Raw genomic sequence first — 24,533 nt, 5'->3', positions numbered from 1 at the left:
GATTGTGTTAGTCTTTAACCAATCAACAAATGGTCAGCCGAAGAAATCGGCGATCCCGAGGCAGTAAAAGGCAGGACACTATGAAGGCTTGGCGCCATCAGCCGGCCCGTTACGGGCTATCTTTCTTCGCAGCACTCTGGCTTTTGATGATCGTGCCGCTTGGCGCTATTGCCGCGCCCTATGCGGCCTATGTCATCGACGCCCGCACCGGCAAGGAGCTGCATTCCGAAAATGCCGATACGCGGCTGCATCCGGCCTCGCTGACCAAAATGATGACCCTTTATATTGCCTTTCAGGCGGTCGAACGGGGCGAGCTTTCCCTTGATACCAAGGTGACCATCTCTAAGAACGCCGCCTCCGAGCCGCCGAGCAAACTGGGCATGCGTCCGGGGCAGAAGATCGCCCTGCGCTACCTCATCCGCGCCGCCGCCGTGAAATCTGCCAATGATGCCGCCACCGCCATCGGTGAGGCCATCGAAGGGTCCGAAGCCGCCTTTGCCCGCCGGATGAACCGCACGGCCAAACAATTGGGCATGACGCGCACCACCTTCAAGAACATGCATGGTCTGACCGAGAACGGCCATCTGTCGACGGCGCGGGACATGACCCGCATGGGGCGGCATCTGCTCTATGATTACCCGCAGTATTACAACCTGTTTTCGCGGATTACCGCCGATGCCGGCGTGCGCAAGGTCTCGCATACCAACCGCCGCTTTCTGGGGTCCTACAAGGGCGCGGATGGGATCAAAACCGGCTATACCCGTGCCGCGGGTTTCAACCTCACGGCCTCGGCCGAGCGGGGCAATGAGCGGATCATCGTGACGGTCTTTGGCGGCAAATCCACCGCATCGCGCAATGCGAAAGTGGCTGAGCTGATGGACCTCGGCTTCCGCCGCGCGCCCTCCAGCGCGCCTTTGCGCAAGCCGGTGCCGCCGGTCTATGCCGATGTCGAACATGGCAACGGGACGCGGGCCGCGGGCAAGACGATCCGTCTGGTCGGCGCGGTGACCACGTCTAAGCGCCCCACGCTGCGCCCGCGCAGCGAAGAGGTTCTCGTCGCCACCGCCGTGGCGCCTGAGGCCACCAGTGTCGTCTCGAACAGCGATATCACCGCGGCCCTGCGCGAAGCGGTCAAGACCGTGCCCGCCGCCCCCGTGGCCGTAGAACCGGAGAGCCGCCCGCAGGAGGCGATCACCCTCGCCTCTGCCAATGTCTCGATCCGCCCCGAACCGCGGCCCGAGGAGGTGCAGGTGGCCGTGGCGCAGGCGGTGGAGCAGGAGATCGTGACCCGCATCTCCACCTCCGGCAGCCGGCACTGGGGGGTCAATGTGGGCCGCTACCCCAGCCGCTATGCCGCCGAGAAGGTGCTCTTGAAGACCGCATTGGCCGAAATGTCGACCCTCGACGGGACCTTGCGCAAGGTCGTGCAACGCCCGCAGGGGTTTGAGGCGAACTTCCTCGGCATGTCGCGCGAAAGCGCCGATCTGGCCTGCCGCCGTCTGGCCGCGCGCAATGTCAACTGCTTTATGATCGGGCCAAGCTAAGCCTGCCGGCGCCGCGCCTTTCGGGCGCGGCCCCCTCCCCTTTCCACGACAATCAGTTGTGTTTCAGCCCGCCGCCTGCAAAAGCGTGCGGGTGTAGTCGGTCTGCGGGTTGTCATAAAGCGCGTCGACATCGCCATATTCCACCACATCGCCGCGTTTCATCACCATCACCTTATGCGACATGGCGCGCACGACTTTCAGGTCATGGCTGATAAAGAGATAGGCCAGCCCGTATTTCACCTGCAAGCGCCGCAGCAGATCGACGATCTGCACCTGCACCGTCATGTCCAGCGCCGAGGTCGGCTCGTCCAGCACCAGAAGCTTGGGCCGCAGCACCATGGCGCGGGCGATGGCGATGCGCTGGCGCTGGCCGCCGGAGAACTCATGCGGGTAGCGGTCCATCGTCGCCGGATCGAGCCCGACTTCCGCCATCACCTCGGCGACCAGTTCACGCCGGTCGCGGCCCTTGTCGATCTTATGGATCGCGAGCCCCTCGCTAATGATCTGATAACAGGTCATGCGCGGGCTGAGCGAGCCGAAAGGGTCTTGGAACACGATCTGCATGTCGGCGCGCAGGCGGCGCAGCTTCTTGGTGGACCATTTGCGCAGGTCCTCGCCGCGAAAGGTCACCTCCCCTTCCGAGGCGATGAGCCGCATGATCGCCAGCGCCGCCGTGGTCTTCCCCGAGCCGCTTTCGCCGACGATGCCCAGGGTCTCGCCTGCGCGGACCGAGAGGCTGGTGTCATTCACCGCCTTCACATGGCCCACGGTGCGGCGCAGAAGCCCCCTCTGGATCGGGAACCAGACCTTGAGATTATCGGTGCGCAGCACCTCGGGCGCGTCTTCGGCCACCGGCTCCGGCGCACCGGTGGGTTCGGCGCTGAGCAGTTTTTGCGTATAGGGATGCTGCGGGTTGTCAAAGATCTCGGCCGTCGGCCCCTCTTCGACCACCAGCCCCTTTTGCATCACGAAAACCCGATCCGCGATGCGCCGCACGATGCCAAGGTCATGGGTGATGAACAACAGCCCCATGCCCATCTCGTCCTTGAGGTCTTTCAACAGGTCGAGGATCTGCGCCTGAATGGTCACGTCGAGCGCGGTCGTGGGCTCATCCGCGATCAGGATATCGGGCTTATTGGCCAGCGCCATGGCGATCATCACGCGCTGCCGCTGCCCGCCCGACAGCTGGTGTGGATAGGCGCCCATACGGCTTTCGGCGTCGTTGATGCCGACCTGCTGCAAGAGGCTCAACACCCGCGCGCGGGCCTCGGCCCCCTGCAAACCCTGATGCAGCGCCAGCGATTCCGCGAGTTGCTTCTCGATCGTGTGCAGCGGGTTGAGCGAGGTCATCGGCTCTTGGAAAATGAAGGAGATGTCATTGCCGCGCACCTTATGCAGCAGCTTGTCATCCGCGCCGATCATCTCCTGCCCGTCGTAGGTGACCGAGCCGCTGACCGCAGCACTCTCGCCCAAGAGCGACACCGTCGACAGCGCCGAGACCGACTTGCCCGAGCCGCTTTCGCCGACCAGCGCCACCGTCTCGCCCCGGTTCACGGCAAAGCTCACCCCGCGCACGGCGGGGATCAGTTGACCGTCCTGCCGGAAGGAAACTTGCAGGTCTTTGACGTCCAAAAGCGCAGTCACGAGAAGGTCTTTCTGGGGTCGAATGCGTCGCGGATGCCTTCAAAAATGAAGACCAGCAGCGACAGCATGATGGCGAAGGTAAAGAAGGCCGAGAAGGCGAGCCAGGGCGCTTGCAGGTTCTGTTTGGCCTGCAGCGTGAGCTCGCCCAGCGAGGGTGCCGAGGACGGCAGGCCGAAGCCGAGGAAGTCGAGCGTGGCCAGCGTGGAGATCGTGCCGGTGATGATGAAGGGCAGCATGGTGAGCGTCGCCACCATCGCATTGGGCAGCATGTGGCGCAGCATGATCGTGCCATTGCCGACCCCAAGGGCGCGGGCCGCGCGGACATATTCCAGGTTGCGGGCGCGCAGGAACTCGGCCCGCACGACGCCCACCAGCGCGGTCCATGAGAACAGCACCAACAGGACCACCAATAGCCAGAAGCTGCGTCCCAGAATGGCGAACATGATGATGATGACGTAGAGCGACGGGGTCGAGGACCAGATCTCGATGATGCGCTGGAAAATCAGATCAAGCCAGCCGCCAAAGAAGCCTTGCACGGCGCCCGCGAGGATACCGATGAGCGAGGCCGCCCCCGTGACGATCAGGGTAAACACCACCGAGAGCCGGAAGCCATGGATCACCCGCGCCATCACGTCGCGTTTGGTGCCGTCGGTGCCGAGCCAGTTCTGCCCGTTGGGCGGCAGCGGCGCGGCCCCGGGGCGGTCGACGGCGGTGTCGAAGGAATAGGGAATGACCGGCCAAAGCGCCCAGCCCTTCTCGATCGCCTCGCCCTCGACCTCGCCATCCTCGGCGTCGAGGATATAGCCCTCGGGATCGTCAAAGCAGAGGTCCAGCCCGCCGGTGGCGATCAGGCATTGCACCTCCGGATCGCGGTAGGCGGCTTCGGTCTGAAAATCGCCGCCAAAGGCGGTCTCGGGGTAGAAGTTGAAGATCGGCGTAAAATACTCACCCCGGTAATTCACCAGGATCGGCTTATCGTTGGCGACAAACTCGGCAAAAAGCGAAATCCCAAAGAGGATCGCGAAAATCCACAGCGACCAATAGGCGCGCCGGTTCGCGGTGAAATTGCGCCAGCGGCGCTGGTTGAGGGGCGAAAGCGCCATCAGCCTTCCCTCTTTTCAAAGTCGATGCGCGGGTCGACCAGCACATACATGAGGTCCGACAGGATGCCGACGACGAGGCCAATGAGGCCAAAGATGAAAAGCGTGCCAAAGACAATCGGATAGTCCCGCGCCACCGCTGCCTCGAAGCCAAGCCGCCCCAGACCGTCGAGGCTGAAGATCGTCTCGATAATGATCGACCCGCCGAAGAAAACCGAGATGAAGACCGCCGGGAAACTGGCGATCACGATCAGCATCGCGTTGCGGAAGACATGACCGTAGAGAACCTTGCGTTCCGACAGGCCCTTGGCGCGGGCGGTGATGACATATTGCTTCTTGATCTCATCGAGAAAGCTGTTCTTGGTCAGCAGCGTCAGCGTGGCAAAGGCCGAGATCGTGGAGGCCAGCACCGGCAGGGTGATATGCCAGAAGTAATCCGCGACCTTGCCCAAGGGGCTGAGACTGTCGAAATTGTCCGATGTGAGCCCCCGCAGCGGGAAGATCTGCCAGTAGGAGCCACCGGCAAAGAGCACCAGCAGCAGGATCGCGAAGAGAAACCCCGGGATCGCATAGGCGGCGATGATTGCGCCGGAGGTCCATGTGTCAAACCGCGACCCATCCCGCACCGCTTTGCGGATGCCGAGCGGGATCGAGATCAGATGCGCGATCAGCGTCGACCAAAGCCCCAGCGTGATCGACACCGGCAGTTTCTCCTTGATCAGATCGATCACCCCGATAGACCTGAAATAACTCTCGCCAAAATCCAGCCGCATGTAATTCCACAGCATGTGAAAGAACCGCTCGACGGGCGGTTTGTCGAAGCCGAACTCCTTCTCCAACTCTTCGATCAACTCAGGCGGCAGGCCCCGTGCGCCGACATAGGTGCTGTCGGACCCGCGCGCCATGGTATCGACCCCGGCATCATTGTTGCCCCCGGCAAAGCCGCCAAAGACATCCCCGCCGCCCTGAATCCGGGCGATGGCCTGTTCGACCGGGCCACCGGGGACGAATTGCACCAAGGCAAAGTTGACCAGCATGATCCCAAGCAACGTCGGGATCACCAGCAACAGCCGTCTGAGAATATAAGCACCCATGGAGGTCGCTTTACCGCAAGGCGCCCGAGGCGCGCAATTGCTCTGCGGCCTCTTCGTCATACCACCAGAAATCAAGGTAGCCCAAAGCATAGGGCGGAATTTCGGGGTGGTCGTATTGGTCGTAATAGGCGACCCAATAGCTGTCGTTATACCATGTCGGGATCATGAAGAACTCATGCCGCAGCGCCCGGTCGAGGGCCATCAGCGCCGCGTCTTCTTCCTCGGCGGTCTCGGCGTTCAGCGAGGCATCGATGATCGCGTCGACCATCGGGCTGGCCAGACCGGCAGGATTGAAGAGCGAGAACTCCGCCGCCTCGGACCCGTAGCGTTGCGCCAGTCCGGTGCCGGTGCCGAGGAAGGCGGCATAGGCGTCATAGATCATGTCATAGTCGCGGTCGCGCTCACGGGCGGTGTATTGCGAGCTGTCGACCTTTTCCAACCGGGCATCGATGCCGATGGAGGTGAGGTTGTTCACGAAATTCTCGATCACCGCCGAAATCGTCGGCGAGCCGGAGGAGTTCATCAGGAAATTCAGCCGCAGCGGCTCACCCGCCGCATTCACCCGCATCCCGTTTTGCACGGTCCAACCGGCCTCTTCCAGCAGCTTCGACGCGCGGCGGGCATTGCGGCGGTCGAGCAAACGGCTGGGGTCGGAGCTATGCGGCATCACGGCGGGCGCGCTGAGCAGTTCAGCGGGCACCAGATCGCCAAGGCTTTCCAAAAGCGCCAGTTCCGCCCCTTCGGGCGCGCCTTGGGCCATCAGCGGCGTGTCTTGGGTAAAGGAGGCGCGGTGGTTGAACAGACCGTATTGCAGGGATTCATTGGTCCATTCGAAATTGAACATCAGCGCCACCGCCTCGCGCACACGGCGGTCCTGCAACGTCTCGCGGCCGAGGTTGAAGATGATGCCCGAAGGCGTGGGGGGCGAGCCGTCGGGCAGCTCGGCCTTGACGATGGCGCCATCGGTCACTTTGGAAAAGTCATAGCCCGTGGCCCATTTCTTGGAATCGCCCTCGGCGCGGAAGGTGTATTCGCCCGCCTTGAAGGCTTCGAAGGCCGAGGTGTCATCGCTGAAAATCTCCAGCCGGATCCGGTCAAAGTTCATCCGGCCCCGGTTTATCGGCAGATCCTTACCCCAGTAATCCGGGTTGCGCTTCAACACGATGCGCTTGGTCAGATCGACGCTTTCCACCATATAGGCGCCCGATCCGGGGGGCGGGTCCATCCAGCTGTCCTTGAGGGTGTTGCCGGTCTCTTCGAACCAATGTTTCGGCCAGGCCGGCACGCCGCCCACCGTCTCGATTAGGCTGCGACGGGAGATGCCGTCGGCAAAGGTGAATTTGACCGTATGATCGTCCAGCGCCTCCACCTCGGGGATGCGTTTGCGCACCGCGTCGGCGTAGGATTTCAACCCCTCGTCCAGCAGCAGGTTGTGCGAGAAGACGATGTCATGCGCGGTTACCGGGGTGCCGTCGGAGAACCGCGCCTCGGGGCGCATATGGAAGATCACCCAGGATTTGTCCTCGGGGTACTCAAGGCTTTCGCAGAGCAGACAGTAGCTTTCGCCATAGACATCTGCCGGCAGCGGCTCCCCGCTGGGCGCTTCGCCGAGCAGGCTTTCAAAGCCGAAGATCGAAAACAGATGCGCCCGGCCCTTGCCCGAATAGGGGTTCATCGAATCGAGCGTGCCGACAAAGGGCAGCGAAATCTCACCGCCCTTGGGTGCGTCGGGGTTCACATAGTCGAAATGCTCGAAATCCGCAGGATAAGTCAGATCGCCGTAGAAGGAGTAGCCATGGCTCTTGATGATCTTCTGCTCTTGGGCGGAAGCGGCCCCCGCCAGCAGGACGAGCACCGTCAGCATCATCGTCGCCATCCAAAGCGGCAGGCTAGGGTCCGATTGACGGGTCGCGGCGCGGGTCTGGGCTCGGGGCATGGGTCACTCCTTGGCGGGGCATGGTCCGGATCATTGCGTCATCTAGGCTAACGCCGTGATGCGCCAAGATACAAGTTGCGAATATGTTATGTAAGCAGCCTGCGCGCCAAAACGCAAAGGCCGACGCGGCCCGGGTGAGGCAGCGGCAGCCTGACATTTTAGTGAACGCCTGTCGATCCTTAGCCGTCGACCGTCCGGATCAGGGCATTGATCTCTTCCGCAATGATCTGGGGGTGATCTTCGGGGGTGAAATGCTTGCCGCCTTCGATCCGCCGCAGAGGCGCCCGCAGATCTTTGGCCAGCCGTTCGCCATATTCGATCTTCTGGAACTCATCCGCCGCTCCCCAGACGATCCGCGCGGGCATCGTGAGGTGCGGCAGCTGGTCGGCGATCGCCTTGGTGTCCTCAACGTCGAGCGACTGCGCCTGACGGACAAAGGCTTCGGCCTCCCCATGCGCCTGGTAATGCGGGGCATGGGCCTCATAAGCGGCTTCGGCTGCCGCGTCGGTCTCATGTCCTTTGGAGAACATCAACTTCAACAGCTGGTGGAACGACCCATCGGGCGCATGTTTGGTGATGCTGCCGGTTTTGGCCACGGCGCTGACCAGCGGCACCGGCCAGGAATCATAGCAGATCGCATTCGTGAGCAGCAGACCACTGACCCTTTCGGGATGACGCACCGCCACGATCTGCGCGACGCCGCCGCCCAGATCATGGGCCGCAAGAACAGCACGTTCAATGCCCTGGTCCTGCATCCAGGCAACAAGGTAATCGGCCTGGGTCGAGATCGAGATGTCGCGGTCTTCGCCCTGCGGGATCGAGGCGCCATAGCCGGGCATCTCCCACGCCAGAACCCGGCGCCCCTCAATAAGCGGCGCCACATCGCGCCAGAGTTTGGGACAGGTGGGGATGCCGTGCAAAAGGATCACCGGATCGCCTGACCCCCTCTCCTCCCAACGCATTTCGATGCCGTTCACGGTGGTGGTATGACTTTGCATATCGGGCTCCTGATCGCTCGGGTTGCGTTCAGGCCCAACCCGCATTTGGCGAAACCGTTCCGATCCCCCAAACGCAAAAGCCGCCCCGAGGGGCGGCCAGCACGCACGCAGCTTTGCGCGATATCAGTTCGAAACGCTCTGCAGATAGGCGATCACATCCGCCCGGTCTTCGACCTTGCGCAGGCCCGCGAAGCCCATTGTCGTGCCGGGGGCATAGCCCTTGGGGCTTTCGAGGAAAGCGCTCAACTCTTCCGGGGTCCAGCTGCCGTCGATGGAGGACAAGGCGCCGGAATAGCCAAAGCCATCCACCGCCGCGATCTCGCGATCGACCACACCGTCCAGATGCGGGCCGGTGGCGTTGGTGCCGTCAACCTTGTGGCAGGCGGCGCATTTGCGGAAGACTTTGGAGCCGCTGTCGGCATCCGCTTCGGCCATGACGGCGGAGAAATCCACCTCTTCAGCGGCTTCGTCACCGCCGGCATCGGCCACTTCGATCACATAGGATGGCTCGCCATGCGCGTCGGCGTGGTAAATCTCTTCACCCGTCCATTTGCCCAGCAGAAGTACCAACCAGGCGCCAAACACGCCGGCTGCGATTTTGGTCAGGGTCATTGTATCGAACATGCGTCAGGGTCCATCACTTGGTATTGGCACCATGGCCGGGCCACGGTCTTGGCGTCGTTGCAGGCGTATCTATTGCTTTCCCTTGGCGCAGGCAAGGTGTAGTTACCGCGACCAATTGACCAATCCCGCACCGTTGCTATCAGGATGCTGCCCATGACCCGCCAGACCACCCCGCGCATCGCTTTTCAAGGGGCGCTTGGCGCCTATAGTCACGAAGCCTGCCTGCAAGCGGCCCCCGAGATGGAGCCGGTGCCCTGCCAGTCTTTCGAAGGGGTGATCCGCGCCGTGCGTGAAGGCCGCGCCGATCTGGCGATGCTGCCGGTGGAGAACACGACCTATGGCCGGGTGGCCGACATCCACCGTCTGTTGCCCGAAAGCGAGCTGCATATTATCGGTGAGGCTTTCGTGCGGGTGCGGATCGCGCTGATGGCGCGTCCGGGCGTTGCCCTGTCGGACATCAAACATGTGCGCGCCCATCTGGTCCTGCTGCCACAGGCGCGGAGCTTCTTGCAAAAACATGGCATTACCTCTGAACCCGCGGCTGATTCTGCGGGGGCCGCGGCGGAGCTTGCGGGCTCGGACAGTCTGACCGATGGGGTGCTGGCCAGTGAGGTCGCCGCCGAGATTCACGGGCTGGATGTGCTGGCCTGCGACATCGAGGATTTGGACCACAACACCACGCGCTTCTTGCTGATGGCCCCGGAAATCGACCTCAGCCGCCGCGCCGAGCGGATGTTGACCACCTTTGTTTTCGAGGTGCGCAACATTCCGGCGGCGCTTTACAAGGCGATGGGCGGTTTTGCCACCAACGGGGTGAACATGACCAAGCTGGAAAGCTATATGATCGGCGGCTCCTTCACCGCGACGCAGTTCTACGCTGATATCGAAGGCCACCCCGACGACCCGGCGGTGCAACGCGCGCTGGATGAATTGGGGTATTTCACCAATATGCTGGACATTCTTGGCGTCTATCCCGCCCATCCTGACCGGGGGGCCTCCTTAGGCATGTAACCCCGGCACAGGCCGCCCGCGCGGCGGCCGCGCTCAGGCTTGCACGCTGCGCGTATGGCGCGCTTCCATGCCGCGGGCATATTCCGCGACACGCTGTTTGTATTTCTTGCTCAGATTGGTCTTGGCCAATTTCAGCGATTGCACCCAAAGCCGCGCCGAAAGGGTCAGCGGTTTGACCTCAAGCGACACCAGCACCCGCGTGCGGTTGCGCGACAGGGCCATCAGCTCAAAGGACATCTGCGCCGCCACACCGGCAGACAGACTGTCGAGCACCATTTCATTGGGGCGGTCAAAGGTGACCATCTCGACCGTCAGCTCCCGCGTCTTGCCGCGCAGGGGGAAGACCGCCTTCCACATCATCCCCACGCCGGGCTGGTGCAGCTGATCGACGCGTTGCACCTCGGCCCCGCGCCGCATGGCGGAACGCTCGAAGCTTTCGAAATCGCACAACATGGCGAAAACCGCCTCAATCGGGGCTTCGATGTCTTCCTTGGTGGAAAATTTCATGCTGTCCGTTCCAATTCTTCTGTTCCCGCTCGGCGGCTTTTCTAGCGTTATGTCACGGTAGGTTAAAGCAGTGTATCCGCAAGCCAGTTTTCCAGTAAGAAATGCGCAATGGCGCCGCTTCGGGCGGGCAGCAGACGGGGATGGGCGCCGGCAAAGACCTCCATCATCTCTTCGCGGCTGACCCAAAGCGCGTCTTCGATTTCCACCGGGTCGATGGTAATCTCGCGGCTCACGGCGACGCCGGCGCAGCCCAGCATCAGCGAAGAGGGGAAGGGCCAGGGCTGGCTCGCCAGATAGCGCACGGCACCGACCTGCACCCCCGCCTCCTCAAAGACCTCGCGCCGCACGGCGGCCTCCATGGTTTCGCCCGGCTCGACAAAGCCCGCGAGCAGCGAATACATGCCCTCCGGCCACCCGGGGGAACGCCCCATCAGCACCGCGTTGCCATGGGTGATCAGCATGATGACCACCGGATCGGTCCGCGGGAAATGGGGCGCACCGCAGGCCGGGCATTGCCGTTGCCAGCCGCCCTGGGTGACCTCGCTGGCCGCGCCGCAGCGCGCGCAATGCCCGTGGGTCTCATGCCAGCCCAGGATCGCCTTGCCGCTCGCCGCCAGTTCCGCGTCACGGGGCGAGAGCCATGTCATCACCCGGCGCAATTCGGCAAAGACCATGTCATGGTCCAGAAGCGGGTGACGCTGTTCGCTGGGGTCGAGAAAGGCCCCAAGCTGGCCCTGGTCCAGATGGTCCGGCGCCCAGTTGGACAGATCGACGGCGAAACGCCCGGCCCCGTCTTCGCGGCCCAGCAGGATCGGCGTGCCGCGGGCGTCGGCCATGACGGGGTGATCCATGGGCAGCCGCACCAATGCGGCGGGGCGTTCGGGCTGGATGAGCGGCTTGCCGCGCCAAAAGACGATGGCGCGGGCCTTGGGATCGGCCGCCAGCGCAGCCAGCGCCGCCGGATCCCCGCGCAGTTCCCCGGCCCGGTCCAGCGCCGAGCCTCCGAATGTCACCGTCTCTGCATGACGCATGTTTGTCTCGCTCCCCATCGCAGCCTTTCTGGCTGCGGAAGGCTTGCCATGGCCCATCCGCCTTGGCAACGTTCTGCAATCGCGCATTTCCAACGGTTGCACATTGGCCAAAGCCGCCCTATATGGGCCTTGAGAGGTTGGTGCGGGCAAGCGCCTCGCCAACCCGGTCAGATCCGGAAGGAAGCAGCCGTAACGAGCCCCGCTTGGGTCGTTATCAGCCTCTCACCCACGTCCCATTGCGCAGCAATGCGACGACCCCGGCAGTCGTTTCGCAGAAACGATGAGAGGGGCGCCCCCCAATCATTCACATGACCTTCCCCGATATGCCCCGCCCGTGGGAACCACGGGCATCGTCCTCCCTCCCCCCGGAGGGCGATTTTGCAACGCTTCAGGTAACTGCGCGGCTTGCACTTGCGGGGATGGGCTGGCGGCTATCGACGGCAGCATCGCCCCCCAGGGAGGGCGCTGCCCTTATCGCTTCATCGCAGCGTATTACAACCGATCCGCCTCAAACGTATCACAAGCGGCAACCTCCCCGGTCTCGAACCCGCGCTCAAACCAGCGCGCACGCTGTTCTGACGTGCCATGGGTAAAGGTATGCGGCTGCGGCACCTGCCCGGCCTGGCGTTGCAGATGGTCATCGCCAATCATCCGCGCCGCGTTCAACGCCTCTTGCAGATCCCCCTTTTCCATCAGGCCTTCGACATTCGACGCCCAGATCCCGGAAAAACAATCTGCCATCAACTCCAACCGCACGGTCAGCGCATTGGCCTGCACCTCGGAGGCCTGCTGCCGCATCCGGCTGACCTGCGGCAGCACGCCGATCTCATTTTGCACATGATGCGCGACCTCATGGGCGATCACATAGGCCGCCGCGAAATCGCCCCCGGCGCCGAGCCGCTGCTCCATCGTGCGAAAGAAGGCGACGTCGAGATAGGCCATCCGGTCCGCCGGGCAGTAAAACGGCCCCGTCGCCCCCGAGGCCCCGCCGCAGGCGCTTTGGGTCACACTGTCAAAGACCACCAGTTTCGGCGGGGTATAGGTCTCGCCCAATTGCTCCTGAAAGACGCGGGACCAGACCTGCTCGGTCGTGGTCAGCACACGGGCAGCAAAATCAACCTGCGGGTCTTCGTTCTCGGACAGCGGGCGCGACTGCTGGACCTGTCCGCCCCCCTGCCCGGTCAAGAGCGGGCTCACATCGATCCCGGTGAAATAGCCGATCGCCATCACCGCCAGCACACCGACCAGCCCCAGACCGCCAGCCTTGCCTGCCCCACCGCTGCGCCGAATGATGTTCTTGCTCCGTCCGATCCCCCGCAAGCGCATGGGCCGCCTCCCGCTATGTCCTAGATTATTGCCATATGAACGCGCAGAGGGCTAAATGGTTCAATGACCGACAAGACCGACCTTGCGGAAGACCGCACCGACTGGGCCGAGGACCGCACGATCCTTGCCAATGAACGCACCTTTGCCGGCTGGATGCGCACCGGCATGGCCGCCGTCGCTGTGGCCATCGGCCTGCGCGCCGTGTTTCGCGAGTTCGAGCCCACATGGGTGGCAAAATCGGTCGCTTCGGTCTTCATCCTCGCGGCGCTCTATGTCTATTGGGCGGCACAGGCCTCGGCCGCGGAAACGCAAAAGCGGCTCGACGATCACCACGCCAATCCGCAGCCGAACGGACGGCTGAAGATCTTGGCCGTCATCCTCGGCATTGCTTCGGCCGGAACCGGGGTGATCCTCTGGATGCTCTGACCCCGGCAAGCCCGGTGGACGCCAGAGCGCGGAAGGCGTAGCTTACGACATTGATCGAATCCGACACGGGACACCATGACAGAGACAACCGCCTACCGCGTGCTGGCCCGCAAATACCGGCCCGAGACCTTTGCCGATCTGGTTGGCCAAGACGCCATGGTGCGCACGCTGAAAAACGCCTTTGCCGCCGACCGGATCGCGCAGGCTTTCGTAATGACGGGCATTCGCGGCACCGGCAAGACGACCACGGCGCGGATCATTGCCAAGGGGATGAACTGCATCGGCCCTGATGGCAACGGCGGGCCGACGACCGATCCCTGCGGTGTGTGCGAACATTGCACCGCGATCATGGAAGGCCGCCACGTCGACGTGATGGAGATGGACGCCGCCTCGAACACCGGCGTCGCCAATATCCGCGAGATCATCGATTCGGTGCATTACCGCGCCGCCTCGGCCCGCTACAAAGTCTATATCATCGACGAAGTGCACATGCTCTCCACCGGCGCCTTCAACGCGCTGCTGAAGACGTTGGAAGAGCCGCCGGAGCACGTCAAATTCATCTTTGCCACCACCGAGATCCGCAAGGTGCCGGTGACGGTGCTGTCGCGCTGTCAGCGGTTTGATCTGCGCCGGATCGAGCCCGAGGTGATGATCGCGCTCTTGCGCAAGATCGCCACCGCCGAAAATGCCGAGATCACCGACGACGCCCTTGCGCTCATCACCCGCGCCGCCGAAGGCTCGGCCCGCGACGCGACCTCGCTGTTGGATCAGGCGATCAGCCATGGCGCGGGCGAGACCGGGGCCGAACAGGTCCGCGCGATGCTGGGGCTGGCAGATCGCGGCCGGGTGCTGGACCTTTTCGACATGGTGCTGCGCGGCGATGCCGGGGCCGCGCTGACCGAACTTTCGGCGCAATACGCCGACGGGGCCGACCCGATGGCGGTGCTGCGCGATCTGGCCGAGATCACCCATTGGGTCTCGGTCGTGAAGATCACGCCCGACGCCGCCGAAGACCCCACCATCGCCCCCGAGGAACGCGCCCGCGGTCAGCAGATGGCCGAGACCCTGCCAATGCGCGTGCTGACGCGGCTGTGGCAGATGTTGCTCAAGGCGCTGGACGAAGTCGCCGCCGCGCCCAATGCGATGATGGCCGCCGAAATGGCCGTGATCCGCCTGACCCATGTGGCCGATCTGCCCTCCCCCGAAGAACTGGTGCGCAAGCTGCAAAACAGCAGCCCGCCCCCTGCCCCCGGTCCGGTCGGCGGCGGCGGTGGCAATGGCGCGGCCCAGAGCAGCAGCGGCGCGCAGGCGGTGCAGCACGCCCAGCAGCGCATGGCGTCGCCCCCCGGCCCGCAGGGCCAGACCACCGCACTGGCGCAGGACCTCGATGCCGCCCTCGCCCGTTTCCCGACCTTTGAACATGTGATCGAACTGATCCGTGTGAACCGCGATGTGAAACTGCTGGTCGAGGTCGAAACCTGCGTGCAACTCGCCGCCTATCAGCCCGGTCGCATCGAGTTTGTCCCCACCGACGACGCGCCCCGGGATCTGGCGCAGCGGCTGGGACAGAAACTGCAGCTTTGGACCGGCAACCGCTGGGCGGTCTCGCTGGTCAACGAAGGCGGGGCCGAGACCATCGCGCAGGTCCGTGACGCGCGGGAGCTGGCACTGAAGGCCAAGGCCGAGGATCACCCGATGATGCAGGCCGTGCTGGCGCAATTCCCCAAGGCCCGGATCACCGCGATCCGCACGCCCGAAGACCTCGCCGCCGCCGCCACCGCCGAAGCGTTGCCCGAGGTCGAAGACGAATGGGATCCGTTCGAGGACGGTTGATCCCTGCCCCCGCAGGCCACATATAAACGACAACGCAAAAAGGAGACCCAGATGCTCAAGGGATTAGGCGGCCTCGGCGATATGGCCGGGATGATGAAAAAAGCCCAGGAAATGCAGGGCAAGATGGCCGAGCTGCAAGAGGAGATGCACAATATCACCGTTGAGGGTGAATCCGGTGCGGGCCTTGTCAAAGCCACCTGTTCTGCCAAGGGTGAGTTGAAGGGCCTCGATATCGACCCGTCGATCTTTAACAAGGACGAGAAAGAAGTCGTCGAAGACCTGATCCTCGCTGCCATTAAAGACGCTCAGAGCAAAGCCTCGGAACGCGCACAGGCCGAGATGAGCAAGCTGACCGAAGGCATGGGTCTGCCCGCAGGTATGAAACTGCCCTTCTGATCTGGCGGGGCGGGCCAGTCTCGCCCCTCTTTCAATCGCACAGGTGCCATTCTTGAGCTCTACCCGCGACATTGACGCCCTGATCGAGCTGATGGCGAAACTGCCCGGCCTTGGCCCGCGCTCGGCCCGGCGGGCAGTGCTGCACCTGATCCGCAAACGCGCGCTTTTGCTGACCCCTCTGTCCGACCTGATGCAGACTGTGGCCGCCACGGCGCGGGAATGTCTGAACTGCGGCAATGTGGGCACGGCGGACATCTGTGACATCTGCACCTCGGAAAAGCGCGCCAATGGTGAGCTTTGCGTGGTGGAGGATGTGGCTGACCTCTGGGCGATGGAACGCTCGGGCGTCTTCAAGGGCCGCTATCATGTGCTCGGCGGCACGCTTTCGGCGCTGGACGCCATCGGCCCGCAGGAATTGCGCATCCCACGACTGGTGGACCGGATCGACACCGAAGGCGTGACGGAGGTCATCCTCGCGCTCAATGCCACGATCGACGGGCAAACCACGGCGCATTACATCGCGGATCAATTGGAGGGCCGGGTACGGCTGACCTCCCTCGCCCAAGGCGTGCCGATTGGCGGGGAACTGGATTACCTCGACGACGGCACGATCACCGCCGCGATGCAGGCGCGCAAGTCGCTTTAAGCCCGCCGGAATTAAAGCCCAGAATCAAAGCGGGCCGCCTGCCCCTCCCAAAGCTGGCGGCCCTTTTCCGGGCGACGCTAATCGGCCATCAGAGCACGATCACATCAAGCGGCGGAAATCCGTTAAATCCAACCGAACTGTACGAGCTTGTGTAGGCACCGCAAGCACGAATCATCACTTTATCACCATCTCTTAGCGCCAAAGGCAGATGAATCGGGCGTTTTTCGTAAAGAATGTCCGCCGAATCGCAGGACGGGCCGGCCAAAACGCAGGGTCCGGTCTCTTCGCCGTCATGTGGCGTGACGATTTGATAGCGAATCGCCTCGCCCTCGGTTTCGGCCAGACCCGAGAAGCGACCGATATCGAGATAGACCCAACGGTGCAGATCATCGGCGGATTTACGGCTGACCAACATGACTTCGGCGGCGATATGTCCGGCCTCGGCCACCAGCCCCGCCCCGGCTCTGCCATCACCTGCGGCACGTCGCCAAAGCGGGCTTTGACCGCGCGCATCACGGCGGCGGCATAGGCGCGGGGCGCTTCGATGTCTTCGCCATAGAAGGCCGGGAAGCCGCCGCCGAGGTTCAGCAGTTGCAGATCATGCCCATCCGCGCGGGCCGCGTGCCAAAGCGGGGCGACCTGATCCAGCACCGGGTTCCAGAATTCTGCCTTGCGGGTCTGCGAGCCGACGTGAAAGGACAGGCCAAATGGCACAAGACCCACTGCGACTGCATGGTTCAGCAGCGCCGGGAGCGCGGAGCCAGCACAGCCGAATTTACGGCTCAGCGGCCAGTCGGCCATGGAGTTTTCGACAATCAGCCGCAGATAGACCCGCGCGCCGGGCGCATGGGTGGCGATCTTATCGAGCTCCGCCTCGCTGTCGGCCGCAAACAGGGTCACGCCCGCCGAATGGGCAAAGGCGATGTCGGAGGCGCGTTTGATGGTATTGCCGAAAGAGATGCTCTCGGGTTTGGCCCCTTGGCTGAGGCACAGCTCGATCTCGGCCCGGGAGGCCGCGTCAAAGCCGGAGCCTTTCTTGACCAGCAAACGGATGATTTCCGGGGCCGGGTTCGCCTTGACCGCGTAGTGAATATGCGCCGCGCCCAGACCTTTATGCAGCGCGTCATATTGCGCGGCAACACGGTCCCGGCTGATCACCAGCGTCGGTTTGTCGAAGCTGTTGGCGGCGATATAGGCAGCAGCCGGATCGGCGTGAAAGGAGGGTGCGGCGCGCAGGGCGCCGGGGGCTGTAGCGTTCATGGTCATCTCCAAAGAGCAGGTGGGGCTGGTTCCCCGCGTGTCGTTTCAAGAGACGTTACCGTCGCTACATAAACGCGGGTCAGTCAGAGTGGGAACTGACCGGCCAGAGGCGCGTGCGTTGGCGTCTGTAAAGCGCCACATACGCCGTTTTCGGATTCGTACAAGGGGTAAAATTTCCCCCGATGCAGATTGTCAGTTTTCCTCGTCTTCCCAATCGCTGCCAATCGGCGCGCGGGTGCGGTGGCGCTCTTCTTTGATCATATTCTTAGTCTTTTCTTCTTCCTTTGGATCGGTCTCCTCGGGGTCGCTTTCGGCGGCCTCGGTCTCGGCAAGGGCCAGCACGAACCACATCGGAAAGTGATCCGATCCGATTTTATCGAGCCGGTCCATCTCAAGCAGGCGGAACTGCGGGTCATGGAACAGGTGGTCCAGCGGCCAGCGCATCCAGGGCATCGTGGCGCTGAAAGTGTTATACATGCCGCGCCCCACGCGCGGGTCCAAAAGGCCAGAGAGCCGCTGAAAGCGCCGCGTCGTGGTCGACCAGGCCACATCGTTCAGATCACCCGAGACCACGGCGGGCAAAGGATCCTTCTCGGCCTCTATGCCGACCAGGGCGATCTCGCTGTCGCGGCCTTTGGTGTCATGCTCGATCACCGGCGGTTCGGGATGGACGACGTAAAGCCGGAAATCCTCCCCCACCGGCAGATGCACCCTTGCGCGGATCGACGGCACCTCCCGGGTGACCAACTCACGCACCTCGACCTCCGACAGCGGCAGTTTCGACATGACGCAGAGCCCGTACCCGTTGTCGAGCGGCACATCGACACGGTGGTCGTAATTCTTGCCCAGACTGTCACTGAGCGCGTCGATCCATGGCCGGTCCACCTCAATGGCCATAAAGATGTCCGGCACCCGCGCCTCGACGAGGGCGATAAGCTTGCCATAATCGCGGTTGGATTTTTTGACATTGGCGGCCAGCAGGCTGAAATGGCGGTCGGTCGCACGCCGCAGTTCAGGCGAAGCGCCCAGCGACTGTTTGCGCCAGATGGGGGTGAACTTGGTGATATAGAGCGCCTGAAGCGCCGCCACGCCCAACATCAGCGCGATCCCGGTCAACCCGGATGCGGTGGTCAGCCCCTCTGTCAGGGCGAAAGCAACCGCCAGCAGCAGCGCCAGCCCAAGGAATTGTTCGCGGGGGAAGGCCAGCCCCCGGATCGCGCCGAAGGGCAGTTTGCTCAGCGGCAGCAGGCTGCAAAGTATCAGCACGCCCGCCAAGCCCCAGATTGTCCAGCTCAATGCCGTTTCCAAGTCCATTCCCCGGCTCCATGCGCCTTTCCCTTAAAGCGAAACAGGGCGCCGGAGAAACCGACGCCCTGTCACTTTAACACATCCTTGTGGTGAAAGTTCCTGTCACCACGGGGCCCCGAGAGGGCTTAGCTCTTGTCCTTATCTTCGGCATCGTCCTCTTCGTCACTGCTGTCGGGCAGCGAGAAGAAACTGTCGGCGTCGGAGTAATCGCCCTTCTGCTGGTCTTCGTCCTCATCCTCATCCGCGTTGTTGCCGGAGAGGGTGAAGGTCTCCAACCCTTCGATGGCCGTGGGGATCTTTGGCTCATTGTCCATGCCAAGGCTCTGCTCGGTCGACACCAGCTTGCGGCGCTCGTCGTCGTTCATCACCTCTCCCGCAGCGGCCTTTTTCGCGGCAGCCTTTTGCACGGCGGCGTCAAGCTCGGACTGTTTGCACAGGCCCAGGGCAACCGGATCAATCGGCTGGATATTGGCAATGTTCCAATGGGTCCGCTCGCGAATCGCCTGGATCGTCGGCTTGGTGGTGCCCACCAGCTTGCTGATCTGACCATCGCTGAGTTCGGGGTGGAACTTGACCAGCCAGAGGATCGACGCCGGCCGGTCCTGCCGTTTGCTGAGCGGCGTGTAGCGCGGACCGCGGCGTTTCTCTTCGCCCTCGGCGGCGGCGTTGAACTTGAGCTTCAGCTTGTGCAGCGGGTTGTTCTGCGCGGCGTCGATCTCTTCCTGCGTCAACTGGTTGTTGGCGATCGGATCAAAGCCCTTCACCCCCTGCGCCACGTCGCCATCGGCGATGCCCTGCACTTCCAACTCATGCATGCCGACGAAATCGGCAATCTGCTTGAAGCTGATGGTGGTGTTGTCCACGAGCCAGACGGCGGTGGCTTTGGCCATGATCGGTTTTGCCATGTCACTCTCCTAAAAACGCAATTTTCCCGTCGCCTGAAAGGCTGTCCTGTCTGGCAGAACGGTCTTCATTGTCGGGGAAGTTGCGGGCTGTATACTGGCTCAAACTTAATAAGGAAAGACAAAATGCAGCCCTTGCGCGCCTGTCTGCTGATCCTCACCCTGCTCGCGCCCCTTTCTGCTATGGCTCAGGGGGACCGCGCGGGGGAATTTGACTACTATGTGATGTCCCTGTCATGGTCGCCCAATTGGTGCGCATTGACCGGCGATGCGCGCCAGTCCCCGCAATGCGACGCCGAGAAAGACCACGGCTGGACCCTGCACGGGCTTTGGCCGCAATACACCCGCGGCTACCCCTCCTATTGCCAAAATGGGCAGCGCCCGCCCAGCCGTGCCCAGACCGGCGCGATGGCCGACATCATGGGCAGTGGCGGCCTGGCCTGGCATCAATGGAAGAAACACGGCTCTTGCAGCGGGCTGGACCCGGCGAAGTATTTCGCTCTCTCGCGAGAGGCTTACGCCCGCATCACCCGGCCCGAGGTGTTTCGCAAGCTCGACCGTAGCGTGGCCCTGCCCGCTTCGGTGGTGGAGGACGCCTTCCTCAAAGCGAACCCCGATCTGACCGCCCAAGGGATCACCATCACCTGCAAGCAAGGTCACATCCAAGAGGCGCGCATCTGCCTGTCGCGCGACCTTGAGTTCATTCCCTGCGGCCCGGATGTTCGGCGGGACTGTACCCTTGATGACGCGCTCTTCACCCCTCTGCGTTAAACCCAGTGCGGTGGATATTCAGGCGAAAGCGGGAAAGGCGTAATTTCCTCCCCCGCTTTCAATGCCTTTCGGCGTTCTTCAACACGGCTGGCCAGCGTCCCGACGACCCGTGCTTTCAGTAAACGAATTACTGGTTAACAATTCGTTACTGTCCTAAAGTTTACAGGTCTTCCCCAGCGTCCGGCGCGCCGCCGACCTTCAGGACGATTTTACCGATATGGCCACTGGCCTCCATCCGGCGATGCGCGTCATTCGCTTCCGAGAGGTCATAGGTGCTGTCCATCACCGGGGCGACACGGCCGGAATCAAGCAGCGGCCAGACATTCTGAAGCAATTCCTCGGCGATCCGCGCCTTGGCAAGGTCGCTCTGCGGGCGCAGGGTCGAGCCGGTCATGGTCAGGCGGCGGGTCATCAGCGTGGCGAAATTCACCTCTTTCTTGGCCCCCTGCAGAAAGGCGATCTGCACCAGTCTGCCGTCCTCGGCCAAGGCTTTGAAGTTACGGTCGATATAGCTGCCGCCAACCATATCGAGGATGACATCCGCGCCGCCCTCGGCCTGCATGACATCGACGAAATCCGTATCCCGGTAGTTGATCGCCACTTCCGCGCCAAGCTTCATACAGGCCGCGCATTTGCTGTCGGTCCCGGCGGTCACAAACACCCGTGCGCCCAAGACGCGGGCCAGCTGAATCGCCGTTGTGCCAATGCCCGAAGAGCCGCCGTGGATCAGCACCTTTTCCCCGGCCTTGAGCCCGCCCCGCATGAAGAGGTTGGACCAGACGGTAAAGAAGGTCTCCGGCAGGCAGGCGGCTTCCTTCAGCCCCATGTCTTTGGGGATCGGCAGGCAATGCGCGGCGGGCGTGGCGACATATTCCGCATAGCCACCCCCGGGCAGCAGGGCGCAGACCTGATCGCCCGGCGCGACTGTGGTCACCCCCGGTCCGACCTCGACCACCTCGCCCGACGCTTCCAGCCCCGGCAGGTCGCTGGCGGTCGGGGGCGGCGCATATTTGCCCGCGCGCTGCAGCGCGTCGGGGCGGTTCACCCCGGCATAGGCGACCTTGATGATGACTTGCCCGTGTTTCGGCTGCGGCCGGGGCCGGGTCGTCGCTTGCAGAACGTCCGGACCGCCGGGTTCGGTGATTTCGATTGCACGCATCGTCTCTGTCATGTCTGAAGTATCCTCGGGTCTGGTTTTGCGCAGCCTAACGGGCGGTCCCGGGGCTTGCACCCGGAATTTCCAGATCGGCGAAAGAGGGAGGGCCGGATGGTCGCGCAGGATAGATTTGCTTGGCATGAAGCGGCGCGGCTCTTCGCGGGCTCTCAGGAGGTGCAGCGCGCCCCGGCAGGCCAATGCGATATGTTCCGCCCCCTGCCCGCCCTGCCGGCGGGTGACGCGCTCTCGGCCCTCGGCACCGCCATCGCCCAACGCGCGCCCTTTTGCCTAAGCGACCGCCCCCTGCCCCCGGAGCTCACCTGCCCGCCGGGGGCGTTCCTCACTCTCACCGGCGGCGCATCGGGCCAGCCCAAGGCGGTGCGGCGCAGTCAGGCTTCGTGGATTGCCAGTTTTGAGGTAAACGCCGCCCGCTTTGCCCTGCGCCGCGCCGACCGTGTGGCCGTGCTGGGTCAGCTCAGCCATTCGCTCTCGCTCTATGCGGTCCTGGAAGCGCTGCACCTTGGGCTGGATGCCCATGTTCTGGCCGATCAATCGCCGCGCGCACAGGCGGCCCGCATTGCAGAGATGAGCGCGACGCTGATCTACGCCACCCCGACCCAATTGCGCTTGCTGGCCCGCGGGGCGCGGGCGCCGCTGGCTTCGCTGCGGCTGGTGCTTTGTGGCGGCGGCGCGCTTGATGCGGTAACGCGGTCGGCGGTCCAAGCGCTTTGCCCGAACGCGGCGCTGCATGTGTTCTATGGCGCGGCGGAGACGAGCTTTATCACCTTGGCGGATGCCGATACGCCGGAAGGTTCGGTCGGCCGCCCCTATCCCGGTGTTGAACTGCGGCTTTTGGACGAGATCGGCCAGCCCACCGCCGGTATCGGCGAGATCTGGGTACGCAGCCCCTATCTTTTCCAAGGCTACGCCTTGGGCGACAGTGTCGATACCCGCTGGCGCGATGGTTTTGTCAGTGTCGGCGAGATGGGCAAGCGAGATGCCGATGGACACCTATGGATCATGGGGCGGCGGCAACGCATGGTACAGATCGCCGACCAGCTTGTCTTTCCCGAGGCGGTCGAGGCGGTGATCACGGCGCGGATGGGCGCTGCCTGTGCGGTGCTTCCGCGCGTGGATGCGCTGCGGGGGCACCATCTCATAGCGGTGGTGGAAGGGGATGACACGCGGGCGGAGGAGATCATCGATCTATGCCGCGCTGAATTCGGCAGGCTGATCGCGCCCCGGCGGGTGTATCCTATTGCCGCGCTTCCGTTGCTCCCTTCGGGCAAGACGGACCTGCGCGCGCTGGCGGATTGGGTGGAGGAACAGCTGTGACCCGTGCTCTCATCGTTGCAGCCTGTCGCAGCCCGGTCGCCCCGCGCGGCGGGGCGCTGGCGCATTTGGACCTGCCGGCGCTCGCTGCGCCGGTGCTGCGGGGCGCTTTGGCCCGTGCCGGCCTGGACCCTGCGCAGGTCGACGAGGTGATCTGCAGCACCGCCATCGGCCCCGGTGGCAACCCGGCGCGCAGCATCGCCTTGGCGGCGGGGCTGCCTCAGCATGTGGCGGGGCTGAGCATTGACCGGCAATGTGCCGGCGGCTTGGACGCGCTGGCGCTGGCCCGGCAGATGATCCTGAGCGGCGCGGTAGAGGTTGTCGTCGCCGGCGGGGCGGAGAGCTATTCGCGCCAGCCCCTGCGCTCCCGCACTTTCGCCGATGGGCGCCCGCCCGAACCCTATCAACAGGCGCCCTTTACCCCCTGGCCTGACCGCGACCCCGATATGACCGAAGCCGCCGCGGCGCTTGCTCTGTCGCAGGGGATCGACCGCGCGGCGCAGGACCGATGGGCGGTGGAAAGCCATGCAAAAGCGCGTGCCCATCCGCCAGCGGAGGCGGAAATCGTGCCGGTCGAGGGGTGTGCCTCCGATGCTTTCACCCGCCGCTTGACCCCTGCCCTGTGCCGGCGGGCCAAGCTGCTTGCCGGGGACATCACCGCCGCCAATGCCGCCGTGGCCGCCGATGCTGCGGCCTTTGCTGTGGTGGTGTCAGACCGTGTCGCGGACCGCCTCACCACGCCCCGGGTCGACCTCCTTGCCAGTGCCACCAAGGGCGGCAGGCCCGAAGAGCCGGGCTTGGCCCCACTGGTGGCGATTGACGACGTGTTGCGGCGTGAAGCGGTAGCCGCGCAGGATCTCGACGTGGCGGAGGTCATGGAAGCCTATGCCGTGCAGGCCATCGCCTGTGTCAAAGGTGCCGGGATCGCGCCGGAGATCGTGAACCCCGGTGGCGGGGCGCTGGCGCGGGGGCATCCGATTGGCGCTTCGGGGGCGATCAATGCGGTGCGGCTTTGGCATGCATTGGTGGCGCGGGGCGCCGGCACCGGGCTGGCCGCGATTGCGGCGGCCGGGGGGATCGGCTCTGCCGCTTTGATGCGGCTGTAGCCCGCCCCTTTGCAGGGCGGGCCCAGGGGTTTAGCTGCGGGACAGCAGGCTCGCCGGACGCGCCTTGGCCAGACCCGAGGTGATGAACCCCGCCAGCACGGCCTTGATCAGGTCACCGGGGATGAAGGCCTGAACCAGCAAAGTGGCTTCGATCACGGTCTTGTTCAGCGTCATCATCATGCCGAAAATGCCAAAAATATAGACCACCAGCGTGCCGCCGATGACCGAGGCCACCCCGGCGGCCAGCCCCACCGGCGCGTTGCGCCACTGGTCCATGATAAAGCCGGTGACGAAAGCACCGATCGGGAAGCCGACAAGAAAGCCCACGGTGGGCGAGGCAAAGACGCCCAAGCCCCCACGGCCCCCGGCCAAAAGCGGCAGCCCAAGCGCCACCAGCCCGACAAAGAGCAGCGCCGCCAGCCCGCCGCGCCATGCGCCCAGCACGGTGCCGCAGAGCATAACGCCCAGCGTCTGCGCGGTGATCGGCACACCAAAGCCAAGTGTGAATTTCGGAATCAGGCCCAGTGCCGCGATAAGGGCAGCAAAAAGGGCGATCATGGTCAGGTTGCGTTCCATGGGAAG

The 24,533-nt window shown here is 63.6% G+C and carries 22 protein-coding genes, 1 other RNA gene and 1 pseudogene; 10 read left to right on the top strand and 14 right to left on the bottom strand.

The window, feature by feature from the left end; translation table 11 throughout:
* Positions 1–80 precede the first annotated feature (80 nt).
* The gene (locus tag AB4M76_RS15690; protein WP_368442938.1) at positions 81–1,544 is read left to right on the top strand and encodes a serine hydrolase; all 1,464 of its coding nucleotides are present in this window, start codon (positions 81–83) and stop codon (positions 1,542–1,544) included.
* Between the two features lie 63 nt (positions 1,545–1,607).
* Here AB4M76_RS15690 and AB4M76_RS15685 read toward each other — a convergent pair whose 3' ends face one another.
* From AB4M76_RS15685 to AB4M76_RS15660, 6 genes are all read right to left on the bottom strand, one after another.
* Positions 1,608–3,188 (bottom strand): ABC transporter ATP-binding protein, encoded by a 1,581-nt coding sequence (locus tag AB4M76_RS15685; protein ID WP_368442937.1) that lies wholly within the window; start codon positions 3,186–3,188, stop codon positions 1,608–1,610.
* Positions 3,185–4,291 (bottom strand): ABC transporter permease, encoded by a 1,107-nt coding sequence (locus tag AB4M76_RS15680; RefSeq protein WP_368442936.1) that lies wholly within the window; start codon positions 4,289–4,291, stop codon positions 3,185–3,187. Before AB4M76_RS15680 ends, AB4M76_RS15685 begins: the two co-directional genes overlap by 4 nt.
* A complete protein-coding gene (locus AB4M76_RS15675) occupies positions 4,291–5,382 on the bottom strand; it encodes a microcin C ABC transporter permease YejB (protein ID WP_368442935.1) in 1,092 nt (363 codons plus the stop codon). The genes AB4M76_RS15680 and AB4M76_RS15675 overlap by 1 nt, the downstream gene beginning before the upstream one ends.
* Before the next feature lie 10 nt (positions 5,383–5,392).
* Entirely contained in the window at positions 5,393–7,318 is a 1,926-nt protein-coding gene (locus AB4M76_RS15670; RefSeq protein WP_368442934.1) for an extracellular solute-binding protein, read from the bottom strand.
* A gap of 179 nt (positions 7,319–7,497) precedes the next feature.
* A complete protein-coding gene (locus AB4M76_RS15665; RefSeq protein WP_368442933.1) occupies positions 7,498–8,316 on the bottom strand; it encodes an alpha/beta fold hydrolase in 819 nt (272 codons plus the stop codon).
* A 123-nt stretch (positions 8,317–8,439) separates the two neighbouring features.
* Positions 8,440–8,940: a cytochrome c family protein gene (locus tag AB4M76_RS15660; protein ID WP_368442931.1), complete on the bottom strand. Its 501-nt coding sequence runs from the start codon at positions 8,938–8,940 to the stop codon at positions 8,440–8,442.
* Between the two features lie 153 nt (positions 8,941–9,093).
* On the opposite strand from AB4M76_RS15660, the gene AB4M76_RS15655 reads away from it, so the two are divergent.
* Entirely contained in the window at positions 9,094–9,951 is an 858-nt protein-coding gene (locus AB4M76_RS15655) for a prephenate dehydratase (protein ID WP_368442930.1), read from the top strand.
* Between the two features lie 33 nt (positions 9,952–9,984).
* Here AB4M76_RS15655 and AB4M76_RS15650 read toward each other — a convergent pair whose 3' ends face one another.
* On the bottom strand, positions 9,985–10,458 hold the full coding sequence (locus tag AB4M76_RS15650) for an SRPBCC family protein (protein WP_368442929.1): 474 nt from the start codon (positions 10,456–10,458) through the stop codon (positions 9,985–9,987).
* Positions 10,459–10,520: 62 nt separating this feature from the next.
* Positions 10,521–11,489, bottom strand: a complete 969-nt coding sequence (gene nudC / locus AB4M76_RS15645; RefSeq protein ID WP_368442928.1) for an NAD(+) diphosphatase — start codon at positions 11,487–11,489, stop codon at positions 10,521–10,523.
* A 130-nt stretch (positions 11,490–11,619) separates the two neighbouring features.
* Here nudC and ffs point away from each other — a divergent pair.
* Positions 11,620–11,717: signal recognition particle sRNA small type (ffs, locus tag AB4M76_RS15640), an RNA gene on the top strand.
* 264 nt (positions 11,718–11,981) lie between these two features.
* Here the strand turns inward: ffs and AB4M76_RS15635 are convergent.
* Positions 11,982–12,815 (bottom strand): neutral zinc metallopeptidase, encoded by an 834-nt coding sequence (locus AB4M76_RS15635; protein WP_368442927.1) that lies wholly within the window; start codon positions 12,813–12,815, stop codon positions 11,982–11,984.
* Between the two features lie 63 nt (positions 12,816–12,878).
* On the opposite strand from AB4M76_RS15635, the gene AB4M76_RS15630 reads away from it, so the two are divergent.
* The 4 genes from AB4M76_RS15630 (at position 12,879) to recR (ending at position 16,116) form a co-directional block, all read left to right on the top strand.
* Positions 12,879–13,241 (top strand): YidH family protein, encoded by a 363-nt coding sequence (locus AB4M76_RS15630; protein WP_368442926.1) that lies wholly within the window; start codon positions 12,879–12,881, stop codon positions 13,239–13,241.
* A 75-nt stretch (positions 13,242–13,316) separates the two neighbouring features.
* Positions 13,317–15,074: a DNA polymerase III subunit gamma/tau gene (locus AB4M76_RS15625; protein WP_368442925.1), complete on the top strand. Its 1,758-nt coding sequence runs from the start codon at positions 13,317–13,319 to the stop codon at positions 15,072–15,074.
* 51 nt (positions 15,075–15,125) lie between these two features.
* On the top strand, positions 15,126–15,470 hold the full coding sequence (locus AB4M76_RS15620) for a YbaB/EbfC family nucleoid-associated protein (protein WP_007118099.1): 345 nt from the start codon (positions 15,126–15,128) through the stop codon (positions 15,468–15,470).
* A 52-nt stretch (positions 15,471–15,522) separates the two neighbouring features.
* The gene (recR, locus tag AB4M76_RS15615; protein ID WP_174860611.1) at positions 15,523–16,116 is read left to right on the top strand and encodes a recombination mediator RecR; all 594 of its coding nucleotides are present in this window, start codon (positions 15,523–15,525) and stop codon (positions 16,114–16,116) included.
* An 88-nt stretch (positions 16,117–16,204) separates the two neighbouring features.
* Here recR and AB4M76_RS15610 read toward each other — a convergent pair.
* The 3 genes and pseudogenes from AB4M76_RS15610 to AB4M76_RS15600 form a co-directional block, all read right to left on the bottom strand.
* A pseudogene (locus AB4M76_RS15610) lies at positions 16,205–17,382 on the bottom strand (type III PLP-dependent enzyme).
* Positions 17,383–17,568: 186 nt separating this feature from the next.
* The gene (locus AB4M76_RS15605) at positions 17,569–18,690 is read right to left on the bottom strand and encodes an endonuclease/exonuclease/phosphatase family protein (protein WP_368442924.1); all 1,122 of its coding nucleotides are present in this window, start codon (positions 18,688–18,690) and stop codon (positions 17,569–17,571) included.
* Positions 18,691–18,809: 119 nt separating this feature from the next.
* Positions 18,810–19,589 carry a DUF1013 domain-containing protein gene (locus AB4M76_RS15600; RefSeq protein ID WP_368442923.1) on the bottom strand — a complete coding sequence of 260 codons (780 nt, stop codon included), beginning with the start codon at positions 19,587–19,589 and terminating at the stop codon, positions 18,810–18,812.
* A 123-nt stretch (positions 19,590–19,712) separates the two neighbouring features.
* On the opposite strand from AB4M76_RS15600, the gene AB4M76_RS15595 reads away from it, so the two are divergent.
* Positions 19,713–20,357 (top strand): ribonuclease T, encoded by a 645-nt coding sequence (locus AB4M76_RS15595; protein ID WP_368442922.1) that lies wholly within the window; start codon positions 19,713–19,715, stop codon positions 20,355–20,357.
* Between the two features lie 160 nt (positions 20,358–20,517).
* Here AB4M76_RS15595 and AB4M76_RS15590 read toward each other — a convergent pair whose 3' ends face one another.
* Positions 20,518–21,528, bottom strand: coding sequence for an NAD(P)H-quinone oxidoreductase (locus tag AB4M76_RS15590; protein WP_368442921.1), 1,011 nt, complete (start codon positions 21,526–21,528; stop codon positions 20,518–20,520).
* Positions 21,529–21,624: 96 nt separating this feature from the next.
* Here AB4M76_RS15590 and AB4M76_RS15585 point away from each other — a divergent pair, with 96 nt between their 5' ends.
* Positions 21,625–22,848: an AMP-binding protein gene (locus AB4M76_RS15585; protein WP_368442920.1), complete on the top strand. Its 1,224-nt coding sequence runs from the start codon at positions 21,625–21,627 to the stop codon at positions 22,846–22,848.
* Positions 22,845–23,951, top strand: coding sequence for an acetyl-CoA C-acyltransferase (locus tag AB4M76_RS15580; RefSeq protein ID WP_368442919.1), 1,107 nt, complete (start codon positions 22,845–22,847; stop codon positions 23,949–23,951). The genes AB4M76_RS15585 and AB4M76_RS15580 overlap by 4 nt, the downstream gene beginning before the upstream one ends.
* 30 nt (positions 23,952–23,981) lie before the next feature.
* On the opposite strand, the gene AB4M76_RS15575 is transcribed toward AB4M76_RS15580, so the two are convergent.
* Positions 23,982–24,527: a biotin transporter BioY gene (locus AB4M76_RS15575; protein ID WP_368442917.1), complete on the bottom strand. Its 546-nt coding sequence runs from the start codon at positions 24,525–24,527 to the stop codon at positions 23,982–23,984.
* Between the last annotated feature and the right edge of the window lie 6 nt (positions 24,528–24,533).

Origin of the sequence: Sulfitobacter sp. PS-8MA (genome assembly GCF_040933935.1) — a bacterium.
Lineage (GTDB): Bacteria > Pseudomonadota > Alphaproteobacteria > Rhodobacterales > Rhodobacteraceae > Sulfitobacter.
This window is presented reverse-complemented; position numbering and strand designations above follow the sequence as displayed.

Excerpts from the sequence above, each read along its gene's own strand:
- nudC (WP_368442928.1), bottom strand. The coding sequence starts at position 11,489 with ATGCGTCATGCAGAGACGGTGACATTCGGAGGCTCGGCGCTGGACCGG.
- AB4M76_RS15620 (WP_007118099.1), top strand. The coding sequence starts at position 15,126 with ATGCTCAAGGGATTAGGCGGCCTCGGCGATATGGCCGGGATGATGAAA.
- AB4M76_RS15605 (WP_368442924.1), bottom strand. The coding sequence starts at position 18,690 with ATGGACTTGGAAACGGCATTGAGCTGGACAATCTGGGGCTTGGCGGGC.
- AB4M76_RS15670 (WP_368442934.1), bottom strand. The coding sequence starts at position 7,318 with ATGCCCCGAGCCCAGACCCGCGCCGCGACCCGTCAATCGGACCCTAGC.
- AB4M76_RS15590 (WP_368442921.1), bottom strand. The coding sequence starts at position 21,528 with ATGACAGAGACGATGCGTGCAATCGAAATCACCGAACCCGGCGGTCCG.
- AB4M76_RS15595 (WP_368442922.1), top strand. The coding sequence starts at position 19,713 with ATGCAGCCCTTGCGCGCCTGTCTGCTGATCCTCACCCTGCTCGCGCCC.
- AB4M76_RS15600 (WP_368442923.1), bottom strand. The coding sequence starts at position 19,589 with ATGGCAAAACCGATCATGGCCAAAGCCACCGCCGTCTGGCTCGTGGAC.
- AB4M76_RS15650 (WP_368442929.1), bottom strand. The coding sequence starts at position 10,458 with ATGAAATTTTCCACCAAGGAAGACATCGAAGCCCCGATTGAGGCGGTT.
- AB4M76_RS15655 (WP_368442930.1), top strand. The coding sequence starts at position 9,094 with ATGACCCGCCAGACCACCCCGCGCATCGCTTTTCAAGGGGCGCTTGGC.
- AB4M76_RS15675 (WP_368442935.1), bottom strand. The coding sequence starts at position 5,382 with ATGGGTGCTTATATTCTCAGACGGCTGTTGCTGGTGATCCCGACGTTG.
- AB4M76_RS15585 (WP_368442920.1), top strand. The coding sequence starts at position 21,625 with ATGGTCGCGCAGGATAGATTTGCTTGGCATGAAGCGGCGCGGCTCTTC.
- AB4M76_RS15625 (WP_368442925.1), top strand. The coding sequence starts at position 13,317 with ATGACAGAGACAACCGCCTACCGCGTGCTGGCCCGCAAATACCGGCCC.
- AB4M76_RS15690 (WP_368442938.1), top strand. The coding sequence starts at position 81 with ATGAAGGCTTGGCGCCATCAGCCGGCCCGTTACGGGCTATCTTTCTTC.
- AB4M76_RS15575 (WP_368442917.1), bottom strand. The coding sequence starts at position 24,527 with ATGGAACGCAACCTGACCATGATCGCCCTTTTTGCTGCCCTTATCGCG.
- AB4M76_RS15630 (WP_368442926.1), top strand. The coding sequence starts at position 12,879 with ATGACCGACAAGACCGACCTTGCGGAAGACCGCACCGACTGGGCCGAG.
- AB4M76_RS15680 (WP_368442936.1), bottom strand. The coding sequence starts at position 4,291 with ATGGCGCTTTCGCCCCTCAACCAGCGCCGCTGGCGCAATTTCACCGCG.
- AB4M76_RS15665 (WP_368442933.1), bottom strand. The coding sequence starts at position 8,316 with ATGCAAAGTCATACCACCACCGTGAACGGCATCGAAATGCGTTGGGAG.
- AB4M76_RS15660 (WP_368442931.1), bottom strand. The coding sequence starts at position 8,940 with ATGTTCGATACAATGACCCTGACCAAAATCGCAGCCGGCGTGTTTGGC.
- AB4M76_RS15635 (WP_368442927.1), bottom strand. The coding sequence starts at position 12,815 with ATGCGCTTGCGGGGGATCGGACGGAGCAAGAACATCATTCGGCGCAGC.